The sequence below is a fragment of the Vibrio sp. 1727 genome (assembly GCF_033344415.1).
Taxonomy (GTDB): domain Bacteria; phylum Pseudomonadota; class Gammaproteobacteria; order Enterobacterales; family Vibrionaceae; genus Vibrio; species Vibrio alginolyticus.
In genome coordinates, this window is record NZ_JAWPOT010000002.1 from 276,954 (window position 1) to 297,114 (window position 20,161).

Consider the following 20,161-nt stretch of genomic DNA (forward strand, 5'->3'; position numbering starts at 1 on the left):
ATTGGCAATGAATCTAAGTGTGCTCATTAACTCAAGCAAGAACGATGGTAATGGATGGGTAGTTTTGTCGAGTGATATCAAACAAATTGATGAAATAATTGATAATCTCAGCACTTCAATTTGATGCTACCATTGCAGTACGGCATACAACTGCAAATATTTTCTGACTAACTGCTGTTTGTTCGAACGCCGTAAAGGATGCCCAAACTTAATGTAACAAGGGCTAATACCGAATCGAGTGTCCAAAGATTGCGTGAGTTGCGACTCGCTGGTGTACAGTGTGATTCCTTGTTCTGTGTATTCGTTGATCTGATCGGGTAGTTCACCCATCCACCAATGAAGCAATTCTCGGCTCGTTTTGCTGCGACTTATCCAATGATCGCAAACCAAAAAGAGTAGGTCATTAGGCTGTAAGGCATAACCATATTCACTCTGCCATTCCGTAATTGATGAGAGTAAGTTTTCCCGGCAAGATTTTCCGGCACTGACCATATGGTGACTCAGAACCCAGACAGTGCCAATGTCGGATGAAATTCGATAGTGATGGGGAAGGTCTGGAGAATCCAACACTTCGATTGGCTTTATCACGCAGTTGTATCCAAAGTGACGAAAAGTATGTTCCATCCTTCTTGAAAAAGCGAGACCAAGATGATGCTCACTCATGCCTTGGTTATGCACCGCAGGGTAATGCTTTTCACACAGCTTAAGACAGTCGTCTTGAAAATCATTAACACTTTGAATAACTAGGTCGAGTAGCAAAGAATATCCCTTAATAATTACAAAACGAACTGCAAAAGGTTAGCATAGTCTTTTGAGAATAGACTAATTTACTTCGGCAACTTCTTGATCTAAACACCAAATTTCTCACAAATGACCGTGTCTAATCTTTAATAGAGCAACACGAAAGAAGCAGAAGTTGAACAAAAATTTGAAAGGGAAAAAATGATAAAGCTAGAACGCGCACAAAAAGAGGCGTTGGCCACCGCCATTCAAGATTACATGCAAGACGAGCTAGATGTTGAAATTGGCCAGTTCGATAGTGAGTTTCTAATTGATTTTATTACAGAAAAACTAGGGCCAATTTATTATAACAAGGGTGTTGAAGATGCTAAGTTACTGGTTGAACGCAGAATGTTAGAAGTTTCCGAAGAGCTGTATGAGATAGAACAAGAAGTTAAGCTGTAAGTTTCAGTTTTACAAACGATTTAAAGTTCCTTCAAAAAATTCGAACAACTTGATAGATACGGTACCATTGGCTGGATGTAAATGATGGTAAATAATCTGTTTCATATGACGTAAATAGGTTAATGTAGTGTTTCTTGCTCAGCATTAACTTAGGAATATATCTAGGAACTTGAGATGGATACACTGGTAAAGAATTACAACCTTACTGCACGCGTGATGCATTGGTTATCAGCGCTGTGCATTATTGGTCTATTTGCAGTGGGTTTGTGGATGGTCGACCTTAGCTATTACAGCGAATGGTATCGAACTGCGCCGCATTACCATCGCTCTGTCGGTATTTTACTCGCTATTTTAACTTTGGCACGCATCGTATGGAAACATGTGACGGCGTCACCAAAGGTAGAAGGCAAACGTTACGAAGTGCTTGCTGCTAAAGCAGCGCATGGTGTCATGTACCTACTATTGATCACCATCTTTGTTTCAGGTTACCTCATTTCAACGTCTGATGGACGCGGCATCGAAGTGTTTAATTGGTTCACCGTGCCAGGAGCGGGAGAGTTATTCCCAGGCCAATCAGATATTGCAGGTGAGATTCACTTCTATGCAGCTTGGGCAGTCATCCTGATTGCAGGCTTACATGCTATTGCTGCACTAAAACACCACTTTATCGATAAAGACAACACATTAAGAAAAATGTTAGGAGCTTCAAAATGAAAAAGTCACTTTTCGCTACAGGATTAGCTATCGCTATGGCACTGCCATTTGGTGCGCAAGCTGCAGATTATGTCATCGATACCAAAGGTGCTCACGCTTCAATCAACTTTAAAGTTAGCCACTTGGGTTACAGTTTCATCAAAGGTCGTTTCAATACATTTTCTGGTGACTTTTCTTTTGATGAAAACAACATTGCTGATTCAAAAGTAAATGTTGTTGTTGATACAACCAGCCTAGATTCAAACCATGCTGAACGTGACAAACACATTCGTAGTGGTGACTTCATCGATGCTGGTAAATACAGTGAAGCAACCTTTACGAGCACAAAAGTGGTTGATAAAGGCAATGGCAAACTAGATGTAACTGGTGATCTAACGCTACACGGTGTTACTAAGCCTATTACTATTGAGGCTGAATTCGTTGGTGCTGGCAGTGACCCATGGGGCGGCGAGCGCGCTGGCTTTGTTGGCAACACTCGCCTAGAGCTTGCTGACTTTGACATCCCAGTAATGGGTGCTTCAAGCTACGTCGATATGGAACTTCATATCGAAGGTATTAAGAAGTAATTAGTTCCTTTTAGATACACTAAAAGCGCTCTTCACTTGAAGAGCGCTTTTTTATTATCTTAATCACATCACTAACATCGATAAACCAGTCAGTGATAGCGATTGAAAGCCAATAGACGTTGTAAATGTTTAGCGAATTACGCTGTTTCTAACTCACTTTTTTCCACTAAGTTTAAACGCTCACCAAAAATCGGGCGTAGTGCTTTTAATACTTCAGTACGAGTAACCACCCCGACCATCTGCCCATTTTCAAGCACAGGAAGCACTTGTGGCTTACTTACTTTGATACTTTTAGCGCGTTCTTCGAGAGACAAAGACGTCAAGCGAGTGGCAATACCCATACTGCTCGCTGGGTACAACTGCTCTTTATCGATACATAGGAATTCCACAACATCAACGAGGCGATCATCAGCGTCAATTGCGACCACATCTCTGCTCATGATGTCGACGACTTTTTGGTCTTTCACCGGAATGTAGTCCTCACACCATAGTTCTACCATCACATCGTGAGCAGAGAAGAAGCCAACTAATCGATTTTGTACGTCTACAACAGGTGCGCTAGTTACGTTGTTATCAAGTAACACATCCAGCGCGGCTGCAATTGGCGTTTCTGCACGAATGGTGACTGGTTTTGGGTTCATAATGTCTTTAACAAAAGAGGCATTTTTCATGGTGAAATCCTTAACTGACGACAGTGTTGTAGTTGTAGTGATAGAAGAAATATTCGCTGCTTTTAGTTCTGGTCGGCGAAAAATACACCAGTTTGAAAGGCCAACTAATACCGCTCCGCCGACGATGTTGCCAAGCGTGACAGGAATTAAGTTAGCGGTAATAAAGTGGCTAATGTTTAGGTCTGTGTATTGTGACGCGGGCACACCGACAGATGCCCAAAAAGATTCAGGTGCAAAATTCGCGATAACAATACCAAGTGGAACCATAAACATGTTCGCAACACAGTGCTCAAAACCGCTGCTGACAAACATTGCCACAGGCAAAATTGTCATTGCTGCTTTTGTCATTGCATTTGCAGAACTAAATGTCAGCCAAATCGCTAGGCAGACCAACAGGTTACAGAGAATACCGAGTGCAAACGCTTGAATGAGAGTGTGGTGAAGTTTGTGTTGTGCGATGTTAAGCGCATTTAATCCCCATTGACCGCCATCCATCTGATAAAGACCAGCAGCAGTAACCAGCGCAAGTAGGAACATCGCACCAATAAAGTTACCAACGTAAACTTTGCCGCAGATCGAAAGCATCTTACCGAACGATATTTGCTTATTGGCCCAAGAAATACTGGATAGGACGGAGCTGGTAAATAATTCACCACCGCAGATCACTATGAGGATCAATCCCATGCTAAATGCGAGTCCACCAGCTAGGCGGCTCAAGCCCCAACCAGCGCCCGTACTACCGGTGGTCACCGTGATGTAAAACAAGAATGCTAACCCGATGAACGCGCCGGCCATAATGGCGAGGCTTAATGTCATACTGCTGGTTTTGTTTGCCTTACTTAACGCAAATTTTTCCGCTTCAACCATCATCTCTTTTGGAGAAAAATACTGGTGATTTTGAGAACTGGTCACCGCCATATTGACTCCTTAATTTGTAATCGCATAAAAAATCCTTGGTTATTAACTCAAAAATGAAATTGTTGTTTTTATTAAGAGCCTCAATGACTTCGGTTTCAAAACCATTGAGGCTTGCGGTGTTCCCGAACCGCGTACTCAGAATAGGGAGAGCGGTTAGTAAGGTAAAATTGATAATATTTAGAAACCTCATCAAATTAATTGATAACTTTACGGGGCTAGGTAAAATGAACTCTATTGCTTATTGGGGCATGCTTTAACAATTGTGGGAATTGGGAAATACCCACTAATAATGGAGGACACTTTGCGCTACTCACTTAAGCAATTAGCGGTTTTCGACGCAGTTGCAGATACCGGCAGTGTAAGCCAAGCCGCAGAAAAATTGGCTTTGACACAATCAGCGACGAGCATGTCGCTTGCGCAATTAGAGAAGATGCTTGGCAGGCCGTTGTTTGAGAGGCAAGGCAAGCAAATGGCGTTAACCCATTGGGGGATGTGGTTACGACCAAAAGCAAAACGCTTGCTACAAGATGCATTGCAGATTGAAATGGGCTTCTATGAGCAACATTTATTGAGTGGTGAGATTCGTATGGGAGCGAGTCAAACCCCAGCAGAGCACTTAGTTCCCGGCCTTATCAGTATCATTGATAATGACTTTCCAGAAATGCGTATTTCTCTCGGTGTACAAAGTACAAAAGGGGTGATTGATGGGGTATTAGATTACAAGTATGACTTAGGGATTATTGAAGGGCGCTGTGATGATAACCGTTTACACCAAGAAGTATGGTGTCGTGATCATCTTACTGTTGTCGCAGCTTCTCATCATCCTTTTGCGCGTAATCAGTCTGTTAGCCTTGCGCAGTTAGAGCAAGCGAAGTGGGTACTAAGAGAGCATGGCTCTGGCACACGAAAAACATTTGATAGTTCTATTCACCACCTTATTGAAGATTTGGATGTGTGGCGCGAGTACGAACACGTTCCGGTGTTACGTAGTTTAGTTGCTAATGGTCAGTACCTTACTTGCTTACCGTATTTAGATGTAGAGCGATATATAGAAGCAGGTCACCTTGTGGCATTAAATGTACCTGAGTTAAAAATGGAAAGGACGCTTTCATTTATATGGCGTTCAGATATGGCAGAAAACCCATTAGTCGACTGCATTAAAAGAGAGGGGCTGCGAATGATGAAAGGGAAGCCTTCAGTTCTTTAAAGGTTGATTAAATATGCCTACGAGATGAGTTGGTTTATTCCCTAAATCTGTTGATTTATCGGTTGCGTCAAACTTTTAATGTAAATTGTGAAAATAATAATATCTTATTGTGATCAATATCACCGATAAGCTGAGCTGATGTATCTAACATGTGTCCTTGATTTCAATGTATGAAGGCAGTTATTGAACCATATAGGTACGATAATAGCCGAGTAGGTATGACTACCATGACGACACTTTTAGCTATTTCTATTACTACTGGAATTTTATCTGGCGTATGGGGTTGGATCGCCATCTCTTTAGGTTTGCTTTCTTGGGCTGGTTTTTTAGGTTGCACGAGCTACTTTGCAGCGCCAACGAGCGGATTGAAAGGACTAGGCATCAGCTTAATCACCAATATGACAGGCGTATTCTGGGCAATGGTAATTATTCACGGTTCCACTTACGTGGGGTTGGAAATTATTGGCTATGTGATTACCGCTATTGTGGCATTCTTCATGTGTATTCAAGCTAAACAGGCTTGGCTCGCGTACATCCCTGGTACTTTTATTGGTTCATGCGCAACATTTGCGGCTGACGGAAACTGGCAACTTGTCATTCCATCGTTGTTGCTAGGTGGTGTGTTTGGCTATCTAATGAAAGCGACAGGGCTATGGTTGCATACGAAATCAACCGCTACTTCTTCTTCGCTTGCTGAGCAAGCACAGTAGTGAACCCCCGATCTTATTGGTATCCACTGTGTATTGAGTTTTATCCCTCTCAATACCCTTAATCAAAATTAATGATGTTTGATACAAGCACACCAAATTGGTGTGCTTTTTTTGTATTACAAGACAATACGCTGAGTGTGAAATACGCCTAACTCATGTATTGCCGTTGGCCATGGTAACAACGCGTTTAAGTGTCCAGCGCAGAAGAACAGGAATACACTCCATGCCTTTCTCTTCACAATGAGAAACAATAGCCAAAGCTAAGTCCGGTTTTGCATGTTTTTTCAAAACACGATTTACGACTTTTTTAGCAGGGATAGGGTGGTCATGAGGAACTTTGATGATGTCCTTAAAGAAAAGTTCAAAACCATTGTTGTACAGAAAGTGCTCGATGTCTCGGTCGGGTAACTCCGTAAGTCGATGCCTTTCCTGATCATGGTCGAGCTGTGCTCGCACTGCATGCGCGTACTTTTTCCCTGCTGGGTCGCCATCAGTAACGACATGCCAATCAATACCAAACTCTTTTGCTACTTTGATGAGTGATTTTAGACCTGATTGAGCAAACTCAACGATTTGAACCCCTTCGGCAGCCAAGTCATACCCGCATTGACGAGCCAGTTCATGAAAAAGCCAAACTTCGGTTTCGCCCTCAACAAGTAACCAGCACCGCGCAAATAATGCTCCTGAACGATGAAAACGAATATGGAAACCAATTCGGCGCAACTCGTCTCGACCAAACTTTGTTGAGTTTAAACTCTTAGCGATGGTTCTGTCTGATAACCGAATTAAACGTCGGATTGAATACAGTGGAACAGAACCAAGTAACGTGCCACTGTTGGTGGTTAATATCTTTTGCATTGGCAACAATTGCAATAAGGACCACGCTCTCGCTAGATGAGTTGGATGCAGTCGACCTTCTGGATCTTCAATGATCAGTATTGGTCTCGCACAGCGCCTTAAATCGGTGGGACCCTTAGCTTGAAGATAGGCATTGAGTAACCCCATTAAAAGCAAGCGGCTTTGTTTGTCATTGGTTTCTTTCAAGAACTGACTCAAGCCTTTATCAGAGGAAGGGCTTGTATAGAAAAGACCATCACGAGGTTTGCGTGGGTTGCCTTTACTGACACTTCTGAACGCGAAATAGTGTTCAACAAGCGTTTGCATTGAGTCGAGGCTACTACGAATCTCACCTTTATTCACATGGCCAGGCATAGCCAATAAGCGTCGACAGGTGTTGTTGATTCGTTTTTCAATCCGAGCATTTTTACCATCGCCGTTGACATGGTTTAAATCTGGGAAGCGTCGGGAGTCACGTAGTCGAATTACAGGATGAAGTGTCATTAACTCAATAGCGAGTTTCTCTGAGTGGTGAAGTTTTTTGGGTTTGCCGTTATGATCCAAAAACGCGTACTTTGTATTAATGCCGTGCTCATCGCGAGACGCACTAATACGGTAGTAAATGACTTGCTCACCATCTTCGTTGGTGCACCATGTAGGCTTTATGCGTCTGTAGCGTCCCGCTTTTACTTCGTTTTTATCCTGTGCTTTAAAACAAACAATGATCTGTAAGTGTTGTGTTTGTGGATGAGAAATTGAGTAGTCAACGTGAAAATCTTTCAGTTTAAATTGATACAATGAGCCATTGGCAGGTAGTGCGATGGAAAGGGCATCGAGCAATGATGATTTGCCCCACGTGTTTTCACCGATGAGCGTGGTGAGTTCGTCAAAAGAGAGTGAAAGGCGTTTGATGCCTCTAAACCCGGAGATTTCGATGCGTTCTAGTCTCATCTCAATCCTCCTTGCAATTATTTGAATTATCGAGAGTTATTTTGCTACTCCTAAGCATATATGAATTCGGAATTTTTGAGTTAAGCTCAGTTCACAAAATTACGAGAGCCTCTTACTGAATAGAGACCGTTACAAGCGAGGCTTGCTTTCAAAGCCGGGGGACAGCATCGTGATCACTTAAACATGAAATCCTAAATCGCAGTTTCATAAAATTCATGATTCTGTCATGATTCACTTCTTATTATTATAAGGAATGAAAAAAGAGAAGATGAAGATGAATAACAATCATAAGCCAGTGAGAATCAAACTGGCACACATCAATGACACACATTCCTACTTTGAACCAACGTCATTACAGTTAAAGCTTAAGATAAACAATGAACTCACGCTAGAACCCTATGTCAGTGCTGGCGGCTTTTCTCGTATCGCAACCAGAGTCGAGCAGTTAAGAGATGATGCTCAGCGCCAAGGTCATGGGATGTTGTTCCTCCATGCCGGAGATTGCTTCCAAGGTACGCTGTATTTCTCACTATTTAAAGGCAAAGCCAATGCCGACTTATTGAACGCATTAAAGATTGATGCAATGGCGTTAGGTAACCATGAATTAGATATGGGGAATGAGCCAGTTGCATTGTTTTGCCAACGTACTCAGTTCCCATTGCTTGCTGGCAACTGGGATTTATCCAATGAATCACTTAAAAAACCTCACCGTATCAGTGATTGTAAGGATGTATATAGTTACCAACCGGATACACAGAGCGCTCAATACATTGTTAAAGAATTCCATGGTGAGCGGGTCGCGATTTTCGGATTATCCATAGATAAAATGAGCGACATCGCAAACCCTGATGCAGACACGCCTTTTCACTCAGCACTTGAAACCGCCAAGGCGACCGTAAAACAAATCCATTCATCAGGTATAAAAAATATTATTCTTCTGAGCCACTTAGGTTATGAAGGTGATTTAGAGTTAGCTGAGCAAGTCGCAGGTATTGGTATAATTGTTGGTGGACACAGCCACCGGTTGCAAGGTGATTTTTCATCAATAGGGTTAGGACAAGACGATCCCTACGGTATCAAAATTAATGATACCTATGTGGTGCAAGCGGGTTTCCATGCTTTGACAATGGGGCACTGCGTCATTGAGTTTGATGAACACGGTAAAGCAACGATGTTGAGTGGACAAAATGAACTGTTGCTTGGTCGACGTATTTTTTGGGACTCAACGCTAAACCAACAGCTCGACCAAGGTGTATTCGAAACCGCGTGCGACTTCATCCATGGTCAACCGAATGTCGTGGTTTGTAAGAAACACCCGGAAACTCAAGCGATCCTGAGCGATAAATATATTCCTCAGGTCAGGCAGTTACAGTCACAAGTCATTGCTAGTGTTGACACCAAAAAGCGTCATGTGAGAATTCCCGATGAATTTGGTGAGAGTGAGTTGGCTTCCTCCGTTGCCCGATCATTTCTGCACTGTTTAAACAAACGTGGATATGACGTTCAATTTGCAATTCATAATGCGGGTGGCGTGCGAACCTCTTTGAACCCTGGCAACATCACAGTGGCAGACATTGCCGGACGGCTGTTGCCTTTTGCCGTTCCTATCGGCTTTTACGATGTAAAAGGCAACGCTATTCGCCGTGCACTTGAAGGCGCGATAAATAATGCACTCAACAATGGCGTAGAAGGCACTGGATCTGGCAGTTATCCGTACACTTACAATTTAAACTTCGAGTACCACGCAGATGCCCCAAAAGGTGAAAGAGTTCAATCATTAGTGATTTTTGATGGTAAACAATGGGTAGGTGTTCAAGATGATGTTTGGTATCGAGGGACTTCTTCTGCCTATACGATGAAAGGGAAAGAGGGGTACGACGCATTGCAGGAGATGAAAGGAGAAGGGCGTGTGACCAGTTTGTCCATGGCTGATTGTTTTATTGAACTCCTGACCGATGAGCCAAACTGTTTGAATCAAAGTCACAAACTTTACACAAAGCGACGTCGATAATAGATATTGGTATTGATTTTGCTGCTGTCCACTTACTACATGGGTTGATGAGGATGGCAGTATGTGGAATAAAGATTGGGCAGATACGGCAGTCGTGGTTGCCTGGATCGCAATTTGGTCAACACTGGTCTACTTTGTGCCTCTAAGCGGCTTTTGAATTGCTAAGAATGTGGATGCTACAAAAGGGAGCAGTAATGCTCCTTTTTTGTATCTATCTTCCCCGTTAGGCCTCTAACCAATGAAGAGTTTGTCTTGAGCCATTTGCTGCTTTTTGTCTGTTTACTATAGTTGCGGTGGTTGAATCCATTTCTTTCTTTTTATAGTGCTTCTTGATTTTTAATAAGAATTTTATTTCGATAAGACAAGGTTTTTTTGTTGGAAAGCCTGACGCTCGGCGTTATTATGTCGACGTTTGGGGAGTAGTTAGCGCAAGTTTACTTATCGTCATCTCGTTAAGCATCAGCTTATCCGGTAAGTAAAGGTGTTACGTGGTTTATTCACATCAACACTTCAACGAGACCAACGCATTCATTGACTAGCAGCACATAATCGTTATGTGGCTGTTGGTTGTTATTGTATGCGGAAGGTCACCAAACGAAGTCCTTCCGCCATGGGAGGAAATATGTCTCTTATCGAAAATACCACCCAATTGAGCCAATCGGTGCCTCTTCAAGAATCATTAGCGATGTATGGTGCTTTTGGTTTATTTACCCTTGTTCTTGTTACGCTTGATATCTATCAAACACGTGGTGGCGCTATCACGATGAAAAAAGCCATCGTTTGGAGTGTTTTTTGGTTCTTGCTTGCCTTTGTTTTTGCAGGTTCTATTTATTTATTCTGGGACTTTTACGCGCCACATAGCGCTTATACGAACGACAAAGCAACGATTTCATTCTTAACTGGTTACTTACTAGAGAAGTCGTTAAGCGTTGATAACTTGTTTGTGTTTGCCATCATCTTTGCACAATACAGTGTGCCGGAGCATTTGCGTCCGAGAGCATTGCTTTTGGGGGTGATAGGTGCGCTAGTTTTACGCGCTGTCATGATTGCGGTTGGTGCTCAGTTACTTGCACAGTATCATTGGGTATTGTACTTATTTGCTGCTTTCCTTATTTGGACAGGTGTTAAGCTAGCTCGCGACAAAGGCGAAGCAGAAGAAGTTAATCCATATCCGGAGCAGTTGATTCGAAAGGTATTGCCAGTTACAGATGACTACCAAGGAAATCACTTAATCTTAAAGCAAGCTGGTAAGTGGGTGGCAACACCGATGCTGATCGTTGTTGGTGTCATTGCAGTAATGGACGTTATGTTTGCGTTGGATTCTATACCAGCTATATTCGCGGTAACGCGAGAGCCATTTTTAGTCTTAGCCGCGAACGTATTTGCATTATTGGGTTTGCGATCGCTGTACTTTGTTCTTCAAGCAATGTTAGACAAGTTTGTATACTTAAAACCAGCATTATCAGTAATCATGATGTTTATCGGGGTAAAAATGCTATTGGTTGGAACAGAATATGAGATTCCGACAACATGGTCTCTCACATTTTTAGTTGTTGTGATGACATCGGCAGTGGTGGCATCACTCCTAAAAAATAAAGCGAAGCGTCAAACTAGCGTTAATATTACTAATCAAAAAATATAAAGTAAGCACTAAAATCAAAAGAAATAACGAAAAATATTGTTAAATATATGTTATTGCTTAAGGAGCGATTATGCAGGTAATGTTCAGTTATTCAATGTAATTACAGCAATTGTGATTATTTATGCCGTTATTATTCATTTGTATTTTTGAGTTTTGTAATGAGTTTGTTTTATTAGAAATTCTAATTTGAATGGGTAAAATTTGTCATTTCTTAAACAATAAGAAACTGACTAATATACAACCAACTAAACAGACTACTGCTTTTAAAGAGAGGCAATCATGGCACAAGCAATGCAAATGACAAATGTAGCTTTACCAACCTCTATGGATAAGAAAACCTACGCGGTTAACTTCAAAGGACTGATTGCTCACTTACTGGACATTCTATTTGTAGATAACACTGCGCCACGCAGTTACTACGCAGAAGACTTGTCAGCACATATTCAAAAAGACATCGGTATGTACCGTTGATATTGAAATAGTGTAAGAAATACCGGCCTATGAGCCGGTATTTTTTTTATTTGTAAAACATGCCTACTCAACCTACGCCCTAGAAAAGAAACACTCTAGAGGAGGTAGACATGATAGTAGATTAAGTGTTGTATAGAAAAACGGGGCACCATTGGTGCCCCGTTTTGACATGACTGAAGTGCGATATTACTTCTTGCGGCAGTATTCTGCGATCACGTACATCGACTGACCACCATTTGCCTTACCCGAAACTAGCTTTGGATCATCGCCAAGGCTAATACCACGAATCACTGTACCTTGTTTGATTACTTGGTTAGTGCCTTTTACTGGTAGGTCTTTAATTACTGTTACATCGTCACCTTTCTTAAGTTCAGTGCCGTTACAGTCAACCGTTTTATCGTCAGCAGACATCCCTTTCATTGCCCAGTTCATTTGCTCTTCTTCCATGTACATCATGTCAAGAGCATCTTGAGCCCAGCTTTCTGTGTTTAGGCGAGTGAGTTGGCGCCATGCAGTCACTTGTACAGCAGGAACCTGGCTCCACATGCTTTCGTTTAGACAACGCCAGTGGTTAATGTCTTTTGGCTCATCGATCTCACCCAGACACTTATCACAAACCATGATGGCAGTATCAACCGTCACATTACCGTGAGGTGGGACAGCGTATGCAGTTAGTTGAGATTCAGAAGAACACAGTTCACATTTTGACTCGCAGCGCGCAAGCAGAGTAGCTTCAATAGACATAAGGACTCACCTTAGTAATGTTATTTTGTGGCGGTATTATCCACTTTATCCTGAGAAATAAAAGGGTGTTAGCGAATTAAAGATTAGATTTTACAATACTCCAACCTGATTAAGGTGAAGATGTAAAATATTCGCTAAATAAATAATACGGAAGTATAAAAGACACTATTAATTGTTTTGGTTTATGAATTGGTTGTGTCAATTTCTACAACGATTACAAACCTAAAAGAGGTAAATGTAGAGAGAGGGTGGCTAGAACATAGCCCTCTAATTTACAGAGGGCCTGTCGTTAACGTTCGACAATCTGGACAATTTGCTCTTTTGAAATACTCATTTCTTTACCATCCATGTCTTCATACTCGTACATACCCGTTTCCTCGTTCAGGTCTGGTTTACCGTAAGAGGTAATAATTTTCCCTTCATTTGTCGACATCAGATATTGGCTACTTCCGCATGCAGCAAGAAGTAATACAGTGGCAATAACAGTCAATACGCGCATAGAGTTTTCCTTTTAAACAAGTGAGTTAGGCAAAGACATCGTTTTAACTATAGCAGAGGAAATATGAGTGGGTTTGAATACAATTGAAATGAAAAAGCCCAGTAGAAACTGGGCTTTGGTAGGAAGGGCGTTGCGATTACTTCAAAACAGAAGTGTTAGTGACACCTGTTAGTGCGTCATCCATTAAGAAGTCAGTGTTTTCCATCTGCATCTCTACATGATGATCAATATCAGACAGAGTGCCATTTGGCGAAGCAAAAGTACTGTGCGATGCAGTAGCATTAAACTGTACAAAGCTCGCAGTTGCATTCACATCAGTGTCCGTACTGTTCACAGTCTTCAACCCTAGCTTATTAGCAAGCGGTTCAGTACCCGCGAATGGTGCATTTGGAACGCTGTTTGGTACTGTGCTATCGCCATCCACTTCTGTCATAAAGAATGGTGTCGTTAGCGAACCAGATGCCACTAAATCTGAAGCGTTTGTGAACGGATCGACAGTGTCTAGTGTAGTCTGTGCTGCATAGATAAATTGTGAGAAACCTGCTTCTAGCGCTGCTACTTGAGCTTCCGTTGCCGCAGCCTCAAATGCTTCGTAACATGTTTTATCTTCTAGATCCGCACATGATGCATCAGCGTAATTCGCATAGTCTTTTGATGCTGCATAAGCGAGGTTATGTTTGATCTGAGGGCCGTAATTGTCTGAACCCAGTAACAAATTACCAATTTGTCCACCAGAGTTCTGTACTGATGCAGAACTAAAGGTGTACAGCGCATCCGCAGTAGGGCTGCCCAATGTATTGTTTGCTGCTGCGACGGCAGATGTAGCGACAATACCGCCAAGTGAATGACCTAGCATTTTGACTTTTGAACCCGTCATTGGGTTGAAGCCTTGCAGAGGACCTCCAGCTAAAAGACCGCCTTGAGCAGATACTACCAAGCTAGCGCGCAAACCTAACACATCCAGAACACTTTGACGTAGGTTGTCACGCGCAACGGCTAAGTTGGAAAGATTTAGATAAGCCAGTACATTCGCATTTGCGGAACGTTGTTCATCTAAGCTGCGCGTACCATGAATAGGTAAGTCAATAGCGATAACTGCCACACCTGCTTTTACCATATTGAACGCGAACGCGTACGCATTCTCTTTCGCTGAGGTGATGCCGTGTTGATAAATCACAACGTCTGCCGCGACGCCAGATTTAGGTGTGAAGACCAGTACTTCGACATCTTCAACCGATTTCACTACGGGAACAGGCGAGTAGCGAGTAATAATACGCTCACTATCAAGCTGGGTACCATCGGTAAGAGTAAGCTTAGCTCCAACAAGTTTTAGCTGCTCTGTAGGATCTGTAGCAAGCTTTGTCACATCAACAGGATCATTTGCAAAAACGCCTGTTGATAGCTGCTGAACCATATTTGCTTGCTCGTTCGGATCCGCTAATGCTGCGCTTAGCTTCGCTAGGCTTGGCATCGCAGATACCATTGGTTGCATGTTCCAGCTTGCGCCTTTTTCCAAGTAATGAGGCAGTCTTACCACACCTTGTGTCACGCTTACATCGGCACCTGATTGCATGTAAAGGCCTTTAATTGCCGTTTTAGCTGCTTCTAGATCGCTAATGTATTTACTAAAGTCATCGTCAGAGTCTAGCGCAGTGCTAAAGTCTTGGGTTTCACCGAGCGTTATTGTGTAGGCCGTTGATAAGTCTACTGAACCTTCGTTTGAGTCATTTTTGTAAACGGTATTTAGTGTGTTTGCGCCAGTAGAAAAACCAGTAGCGGTTACTCCTTTGACTGCCGCTAACGTATCACCTACAGACTGGGTACTGAACCATGAGGAGTAAACGATGTCGTTAGGATTAACTTGAGCTAGACCAAAAATGCCTTCAACCGCCTGAGTGACTGCTTGAACAGAAGCAAGGTCGCCAGTTTCATAAACGATTTCTTTCGATTTACCAGTCGCATAACTTGCTGATGTACCAATTGGCTCACCATTCACGTCAGTAACATCTTGTGTAACCGCAAAAATGTACTCGCTTGACTCATCAAGTGCAGCCAAGAACTGGATGTATAGAGAGTTACCTTTTGCTTGAACTACATAGTCCTGATTCTGAACGAGTACCTCTTCGATTGGGTTAGATTTACCGTCCCACTCGGTTAAGCGTTGGTTAATCTTGATGACTTTAACACCAGACGGCAACATGCCCGTTGCAAAACCATCGCCGTTGAAGTTAAGAACGATTGGCATAGACGTTGACCATCCATCCATCGTATTCATCGAGGCTCTAGGGTTGGTTAAAGCATCATCGCCATCAGTTGGCAGACCAAGCGTACCATCGCTTGTGTCCATTAATAAGTAAGACGGTGCCGGTACATCTGCGTTCGCTCCTTGAAGCGTAAAACTGATGGATGTTTCGCGATCAAGCAATGCTTGGACTTCATCTTCAAATTGAACTTTGTCGGAAGTACCAGAGCTGGAGGTATCATCACCACAACCAGCAAGAAGGATTGCAGAACAAAGCATTGATAATTTAAACGTGTGTTTCATTGGTTTACTCCGTAATCCCATTATTTGAAGGTGTAGTTCATCTGTACCGCGCTGATGTAAGCAGTACCTTCTGAGTCAAACTTAATCTCTTCACCCAGAGCATTTGTCTCAGTGAAAGAGCCTGATTTACTCTTAACAAGTGCAAAGCCTGCATCGAAAGTTAAATTCTCACTCATTGCGTAAGTTAGGCCCGCGCTGTACCAAAAACGGTCACTGTCAGGGATACTCAATGTCGCTTCACCTGCTTGTTCGTCGTACGCAAAGCCTGCACGGAATGTCCAGTCTGTATTAAGTATGTAAGTTGCACCAACGGAGTAGCGATTGTTGTCTTCATATTTCTCAGGTTTAAAGAAACATACTCCGTCATTACATTCGTTACTGGTCGCTTTTAGTTCTTTAAATGTGCTCCAGTCGGTTTGTTGCCAGCCGTAATGTACAGCCCATTGTTCATTCAGTTGATGGAAAGCCGATAATTCGATAATTGAAGGGAGAGAGATTTTTAAACGGCCATCAACTTTTGGTGATGAAGCTCGACCAGAGTCGTAACTACTAAACTCACCGTCATCAAAATCTAGATCAACCTTAGAGCGGTAGCCAAAGCCAAAACGGTTGTTTTCATTTAGCTCAAATAAAGCGCCGACATTCCAACCCCAAGCGAAAGTTTCACCTTCCATGCCGACAAGGTTATCGGACTTATTACCACCTAAAATACCGGCAAGTGCGCCTTTGTGGCGAGTCAGCTCTGCTTCAGCGTATACTAGGTTGATACCACCACCGACACTGAAAGACTCGTTGATACGGTAAGCGACATTAGGGTTGATGTTTACTGAAAGTAGGGAAGTGTCACCCGCCATATCACCTGCGGAAATATCATTTGGATAGTCAGTAGCAACACCGTATGTTGTGAACATACCGATACCCCAAGCCCAGTTATCATTGATAGGGCTGATGTAATAACCTGCTGGCACGATCTGTAAAGGGGCGACATCTTTCGCGTGTTCATTGTTTACAGTGTCGTACACATCGACTTCAGGGTCGATGATAGATAACGCGCCCGAAAATTGAGCTTCTTTGAAAAGTGTCATTGCTGCAGGGTTACGAGCAAGGACGCTGGCATTATCTGCGACAGCCCCTTCACCTGAAAATGCTCGACCAAGACCAGATGCCGAATGTTCAGCTACCTGGAAGCCCGCTGAGTGGGCATTACACGCAAACAATATTGAAATTGTAAGCAGAGAGCAGTGCTTCTTGTTCATCCTTGACCCTCCTAGGGTGTCATAATGCTGGACCGAAGTCCTTGTAATTGTTGTGTGGTACTTACACCAATTGTTAATACGCGAAATACAACGGTGATGTAAATGTAATGTTAATTGTATGTTTAATAACTTGTCAAAGTTTGAGCGTATTTTGCGTTTTAAATATGATGCATAGGTCAAACGATGGCTTGTAAGGGCATGTATTATCGTTATATTTTTGAAGAGAATGGTACGACCAGAATTGTTTTGCGAGCTTTATAGTTAAATAACGATCAAATCAAGAGATAGCTCGCTTTGCTGTTTCTTCACTTCACAGGCATAATTCGCGCTCGCTATGTAGTTATTCAATAGACGCAATAGGAACCGCATTGGAATTACTGAATGTTGAATTTTTAGGTCGTTCGCTAAGGCTCGAAGGATCGATGGCTGGGTGGCAGCAGTTATATTGGGATAATACGTTGGTGTCTCAAATCGATGTCAGTGACAATACCGCAGAGACTTGTCTACACCAGTTTAAGCTCTCTGCGGGTGAGGAAATCCTGAACTGTCATTTAGAGTGTTCTTTAACATGGCAACCGTTTGAATTGAGTTACAAGGTCACAATTAACGGTGAGCTCGTCAACGAAGGTTGTCGAAATGAAAAAGACATCGAGCGCCAAGTGCCAGAAGTTACGCCACCATCCGAAAAGCGTTTAAGTGTAATAGGCCTCGTATCTCTTGGGATGAAAGCACTTAAAAGTGCGAAAGTTATTAAAGTGGCGTTAGCGTCTGCAAGTCTCGCTGCATATTCTTGGCTATTTTCCATCGAGTTCGCGCTAGCGTTGATCGCTTGCTTGGTTTTTCATGAATATGGTCACATTAGAGCGATGAAGTATTTTGGAATGAAGACCAAAGGGATCTATTTGATTCCATTCCTAGGTGGTTTGGCGCTAAGTGACGAAAAGATAAACACGCGCTGGCAGGATGTGGTTATCTCAATCATGGGACCATTTTTCGGTTTAGTACTTAGTGTTGTTTTTACTTTGCTTTATTGGATGACTGGTGAGGTGATCTTCGCTGGGCTTGCTGTGTTTAACGCCTTGCTAAACCTATTTAATCTGCTGCCTATTTTACCATTAGATGGTGGCCATGTGCTCAAAAGTATTACCTTCTCAATGAATACTTGGGTCGGGTTAGTTGGCAGTATTGCGACCGCTTTATTAGGCATTTTTATCAGTTACTATTTCGGTCTGACATTGCTAGGATTTTTATTGTTAATGGGAATGTTAGAAGTGGTGATGGAATGGAGAGCTCGACATCAAAGCCATTTATTGCCATTAACCCGTTATGGGCAGCTATTCTCACTTGCTTGGTACTTGGTCTCTGTCGGAGGTTTTGTTTCTATCATCTGGTATTTTGCCACTCTCGGAGATAGTTTGTTAAGTTTGCCGCTACAGATATTGGGCACTTGATTAGAATCATTAAAAAGCTCCCTAGGGAGCTTTTTGTTATTTGGCAAGTTAAGTAGGTAGACGATAGTAGCAATGAATTAGCCACATCTTGGTGCTTTCGCGTTATACGCAGGCAGCTTATTTATGGTTGCTTGTAAATCTTTAATGCGCGTACTGTGCGATGGGTGGGTTGAGAAGAATTCAGGTGGTTGAGAACCACCTGATGCAGCACTCATATTTTTCCATAAATCGACACTTTGACGTGGGTCGAAACCTGCTTTTGCCATGAATTCCAGCCCGACAATATCAGCCTCAGATTCCTGAGTACGACCGTATGGCAAGATAACACCGTATTGAACACCGACACCAAGTGCCGCCATCGTCATTTGTTGATACTGTTTGTACTCGGAAGCGCCAATGGCAACGTTTGCTAGAGACAACCCTGCATTTGCTAACTGACTTTGTGAAAGACGTTCATTACTGTGGTCAGCGAGGACGTGAGCGACTTCGTGACCAATAACTGTTGCCAACTGATCTTGGTTTTTCGCGACATCTAAAAGCCCGGTATACACGCCGATCTTCCCACCTGGTAGAGCAAACGCATTGACTTGTTCACTATCAAAAACAACGACTTCCCAGTCTTTAAATCCAGATTGAGCGGGAATGGTGTCAGTGATGTGTTTGGCAACGCATTGAACGTAGGCATTCGTTTTGCGATCTTTGCTGATTGGGATATCTTTCTTCATTTGTTCGAAAGATTTAGCGCCAAGCGATGACATTTCCTGATCTGAAAACATCAGGATCTGGTTGCGACCCGTCGGTGATGCGCTACACGCTGTTAAACCCGCGATAGTTAAAAGAGCAGAGGCTTTCATCCATACCTTCATAACAGGCTCCATTTAATTTTTTGTTTTGAAGCAATAGTATATACCCAAATAGTAACATGATGCATGGATCAAGTTATTCATCTGATTAATAAAGAAGGTGAGATGTTACGTCTTGAAGTTATGCCCAAGTAGCGTCTATGCTAGCTTCCTAGCACATCGTTACAACCTAACAAACCAGTTTGTGAAACTAAGAGTAAAACAATGAGTATATGGAAAAAGCCCGTAAGCATAGAGATTCTGAATGCCACGTCAAAAAATACCCTGATCGAGCACCTACAAATTAAATATACAGATTTCACTGACGACTCCCTTACAGCAACCATGCCCGTATGCAGCTTTACTCATCAACCTTTAGGAATGCTTCACGGTGGTGCATCAGTCGTGCTCGCAGAAACATTAGGCTCATTGGCTGCAAACTTCTCTGTCGATGAGGGCAGCTACTGCGTCGGTTTAGATATTAACGCGAACCATGTGCGAGCCATGCGAAGTGGTCATGTGATTGGTACGGCAAAACCGCTTCATCTGGGTATTTCAACGCAAGTGTGGCAAATCGATATCACTGATGAGCGAGGCCGTTTAGTGTGTACCAGTCGCTTGACCATCGCTGTGAAACAACACAAAACAAAGTCGGTATAAACTAAGATGGTGATTGAGTTTTCATTAGGAAAAATCATTGCAACCCAGCGTGAAATAGTGATTAAGCTCTCCGGCAGTGCAATGGTAACCTTGCAAGCGCAAACCGATACAATTCAGTTGCTGGGTAGAGGAGCGAACGTTTTTTTATCTCATGGAGCAGAGTGCAAATGGTCTATCAAGCTGGACAACGAGGTACAACTGGCTGAACTTTCGCGAGAAATTGGTATCGATATTCAATAATTTATAGTGTGATGTTTGCACTTTTGGGAAAAAATGAGGAA

Annotated in this window: 19 protein-coding genes; 11 read left to right on the forward strand and 8 right to left on the reverse strand. The window is 42.7% G+C overall.

What is annotated here, in order from left to right; all coding sequences use genetic code 11:
- Positions 1-126: 126 nt before the first annotated feature.
- Positions 127-759 (reverse strand): hypothetical protein, encoded by a 633-nt coding sequence (locus R8O10_RS03585; protein ID WP_005376385.1) that lies wholly within the window; start codon positions 757-759, stop codon positions 127-129.
- Between the two features lie 183 nt (positions 760-942).
- On the opposite strand from R8O10_RS03585, the gene R8O10_RS03590 reads away from it, so the two are divergent.
- From R8O10_RS03590 to R8O10_RS03600, 3 genes are all read left to right on the forward strand, one after another.
- Positions 943-1,185 carry a DUF2164 domain-containing protein gene (locus tag R8O10_RS03590; RefSeq protein ID WP_005390155.1) on the forward strand — a complete coding sequence of 81 codons (243 nt, stop codon included), beginning with the start codon at positions 943-945 and terminating at the stop codon, positions 1,183-1,185.
- Positions 1,186-1,359: 174 nt separating this feature from the next.
- The gene (locus R8O10_RS03595; protein ID WP_025767789.1) at positions 1,360-1,899 is read left to right on the forward strand and encodes a cytochrome b; all 540 of its coding nucleotides are present in this window, start codon (positions 1,360-1,362) and stop codon (positions 1,897-1,899) included.
- Positions 1,896-2,465 (forward strand): YceI family protein, encoded by a 570-nt coding sequence (locus R8O10_RS03600; RefSeq protein WP_017634178.1) that lies wholly within the window; start codon positions 1,896-1,898, stop codon positions 2,463-2,465. The genes R8O10_RS03595 and R8O10_RS03600 overlap by 4 nt, the downstream gene beginning before the upstream one ends.
- A 137-nt stretch (positions 2,466-2,602) precedes the next feature.
- On the opposite strand, the gene focA is transcribed toward R8O10_RS03600, so the two are convergent.
- Positions 2,603-4,054, reverse strand: a complete 1,452-nt coding sequence (gene focA / locus R8O10_RS03605) for a formate transporter FocA (protein ID WP_318191105.1) — start codon at positions 4,052-4,054, stop codon at positions 2,603-2,605.
- A 301-nt stretch (positions 4,055-4,355) separates the two neighbouring features.
- Here focA and R8O10_RS03610 point away from each other — a divergent pair, with 301 nt between their 5' ends.
- Complete coding sequence (locus tag R8O10_RS03610) at positions 4,356-5,261, forward strand: LysR substrate-binding domain-containing protein (RefSeq protein ID WP_318191106.1); 906 nt, start codon at positions 4,356-4,358, stop codon at positions 5,259-5,261.
- 227 nt (positions 5,262-5,488) lie between these two features.
- Positions 5,489-5,971 carry a DUF1097 domain-containing protein gene (locus tag R8O10_RS03615; protein ID WP_017634175.1) on the forward strand — a complete coding sequence of 161 codons (483 nt, stop codon included), beginning with the start codon at positions 5,489-5,491 and terminating at the stop codon, positions 5,969-5,971.
- 153 nt (positions 5,972-6,124) lie between these two features.
- Here the strand turns inward: R8O10_RS03615 and R8O10_RS03620 are convergent, their stop codons facing one another.
- A complete protein-coding gene (locus tag R8O10_RS03620) occupies positions 6,125-7,759 on the reverse strand; it encodes an ATP-dependent endonuclease (RefSeq protein WP_017634174.1) in 1,635 nt (544 codons plus the stop codon).
- 268 nt (positions 7,760-8,027) lie between these two features.
- Between R8O10_RS03620 and R8O10_RS03625 the strand changes: the two genes are divergently transcribed.
- The 3 genes from R8O10_RS03625 to R8O10_RS03635 all read left to right on the forward strand — a co-directional run bounded on the left by R8O10_RS03625 (position 8,028) and on the right by R8O10_RS03635 (position 11,883).
- Positions 8,028-9,770, forward strand: coding sequence for a bifunctional metallophosphatase/5'-nucleotidase (locus R8O10_RS03625; protein ID WP_017634173.1), 1,743 nt, complete (start codon positions 8,028-8,030; stop codon positions 9,768-9,770).
- A 622-nt stretch (positions 9,771-10,392) separates the two neighbouring features.
- On the forward strand, positions 10,393-11,412 hold the full coding sequence (locus R8O10_RS03630; RefSeq protein WP_213907029.1) for a TerC/Alx family metal homeostasis membrane protein: 1,020 nt from the start codon (positions 10,393-10,395) through the stop codon (positions 11,410-11,412).
- A 279-nt stretch (positions 11,413-11,691) separates the two neighbouring features.
- A complete protein-coding gene (locus R8O10_RS03635; protein WP_005376351.1) occupies positions 11,692-11,883 on the forward strand; it encodes a hypothetical protein in 192 nt (63 codons plus the stop codon).
- 186 nt (positions 11,884-12,069) lie between these two features.
- On the opposite strand, the gene R8O10_RS03640 is transcribed toward R8O10_RS03635, so the two are convergent.
- From R8O10_RS03640 to R8O10_RS03655, 4 genes are all read right to left on the reverse strand, one after another.
- A complete protein-coding gene (locus R8O10_RS03640) occupies positions 12,070-12,627 on the reverse strand; it encodes a PhnA domain-containing protein (protein WP_005376350.1) in 558 nt (185 codons plus the stop codon).
- A 289-nt stretch (positions 12,628-12,916) separates the two neighbouring features.
- Positions 12,917-13,126, reverse strand: coding sequence for a YgdI/YgdR family lipoprotein (locus R8O10_RS03645; protein WP_005376349.1), 210 nt, complete (start codon positions 13,124-13,126; stop codon positions 12,917-12,919).
- A 136-nt stretch (positions 13,127-13,262) separates the two neighbouring features.
- Positions 13,263-15,671 carry a VolA/Pla-1 family phospholipase gene (locus R8O10_RS03650; protein ID WP_213916617.1) on the reverse strand — a complete coding sequence of 803 codons (2,409 nt, stop codon included), beginning with the start codon at positions 15,669-15,671 and terminating at the stop codon, positions 13,263-13,265.
- Positions 15,672-15,691: 20 nt separating this feature from the next.
- The gene (locus R8O10_RS03655) at positions 15,692-16,927 is read right to left on the reverse strand and encodes an outer membrane protein transport protein (protein WP_017821929.1); all 1,236 of its coding nucleotides are present in this window, start codon (positions 16,925-16,927) and stop codon (positions 15,692-15,694) included.
- A gap of 422 nt (positions 16,928-17,349) precedes the next feature.
- Here R8O10_RS03655 and R8O10_RS03660 point away from each other — a divergent pair, with 422 nt between their 5' ends.
- Positions 17,350-18,378 (forward strand): site-2 protease family protein, encoded by a 1,029-nt coding sequence (locus R8O10_RS03660; RefSeq protein WP_025767784.1) that lies wholly within the window; start codon positions 17,350-17,352, stop codon positions 18,376-18,378.
- A 77-nt stretch (positions 18,379-18,455) separates the two neighbouring features.
- On the opposite strand, the gene R8O10_RS03665 is transcribed toward R8O10_RS03660, so the two are convergent.
- Positions 18,456-19,244: a M48 family metallopeptidase gene (locus R8O10_RS03665; RefSeq protein ID WP_017634168.1), complete on the reverse strand. Its 789-nt coding sequence runs from the start codon at positions 19,242-19,244 to the stop codon at positions 18,456-18,458.
- Positions 19,245-19,445: 201 nt separating this feature from the next.
- On the opposite strand from R8O10_RS03665, the gene R8O10_RS03670 reads away from it, so the two are divergent.
- Positions 19,446-19,880, forward strand: a complete 435-nt coding sequence (locus R8O10_RS03670) for a hotdog fold thioesterase (RefSeq protein WP_005376340.1) — start codon at positions 19,446-19,448, stop codon at positions 19,878-19,880.
- Positions 19,881-19,886: 6 nt separating this feature from the next.
- Complete coding sequence (locus R8O10_RS03675; protein WP_025767783.1) at positions 19,887-20,120, forward strand: DUF3389 domain-containing protein; 234 nt, start codon at positions 19,887-19,889, stop codon at positions 20,118-20,120.
- Positions 20,121-20,161 lie beyond the last annotated feature (41 nt).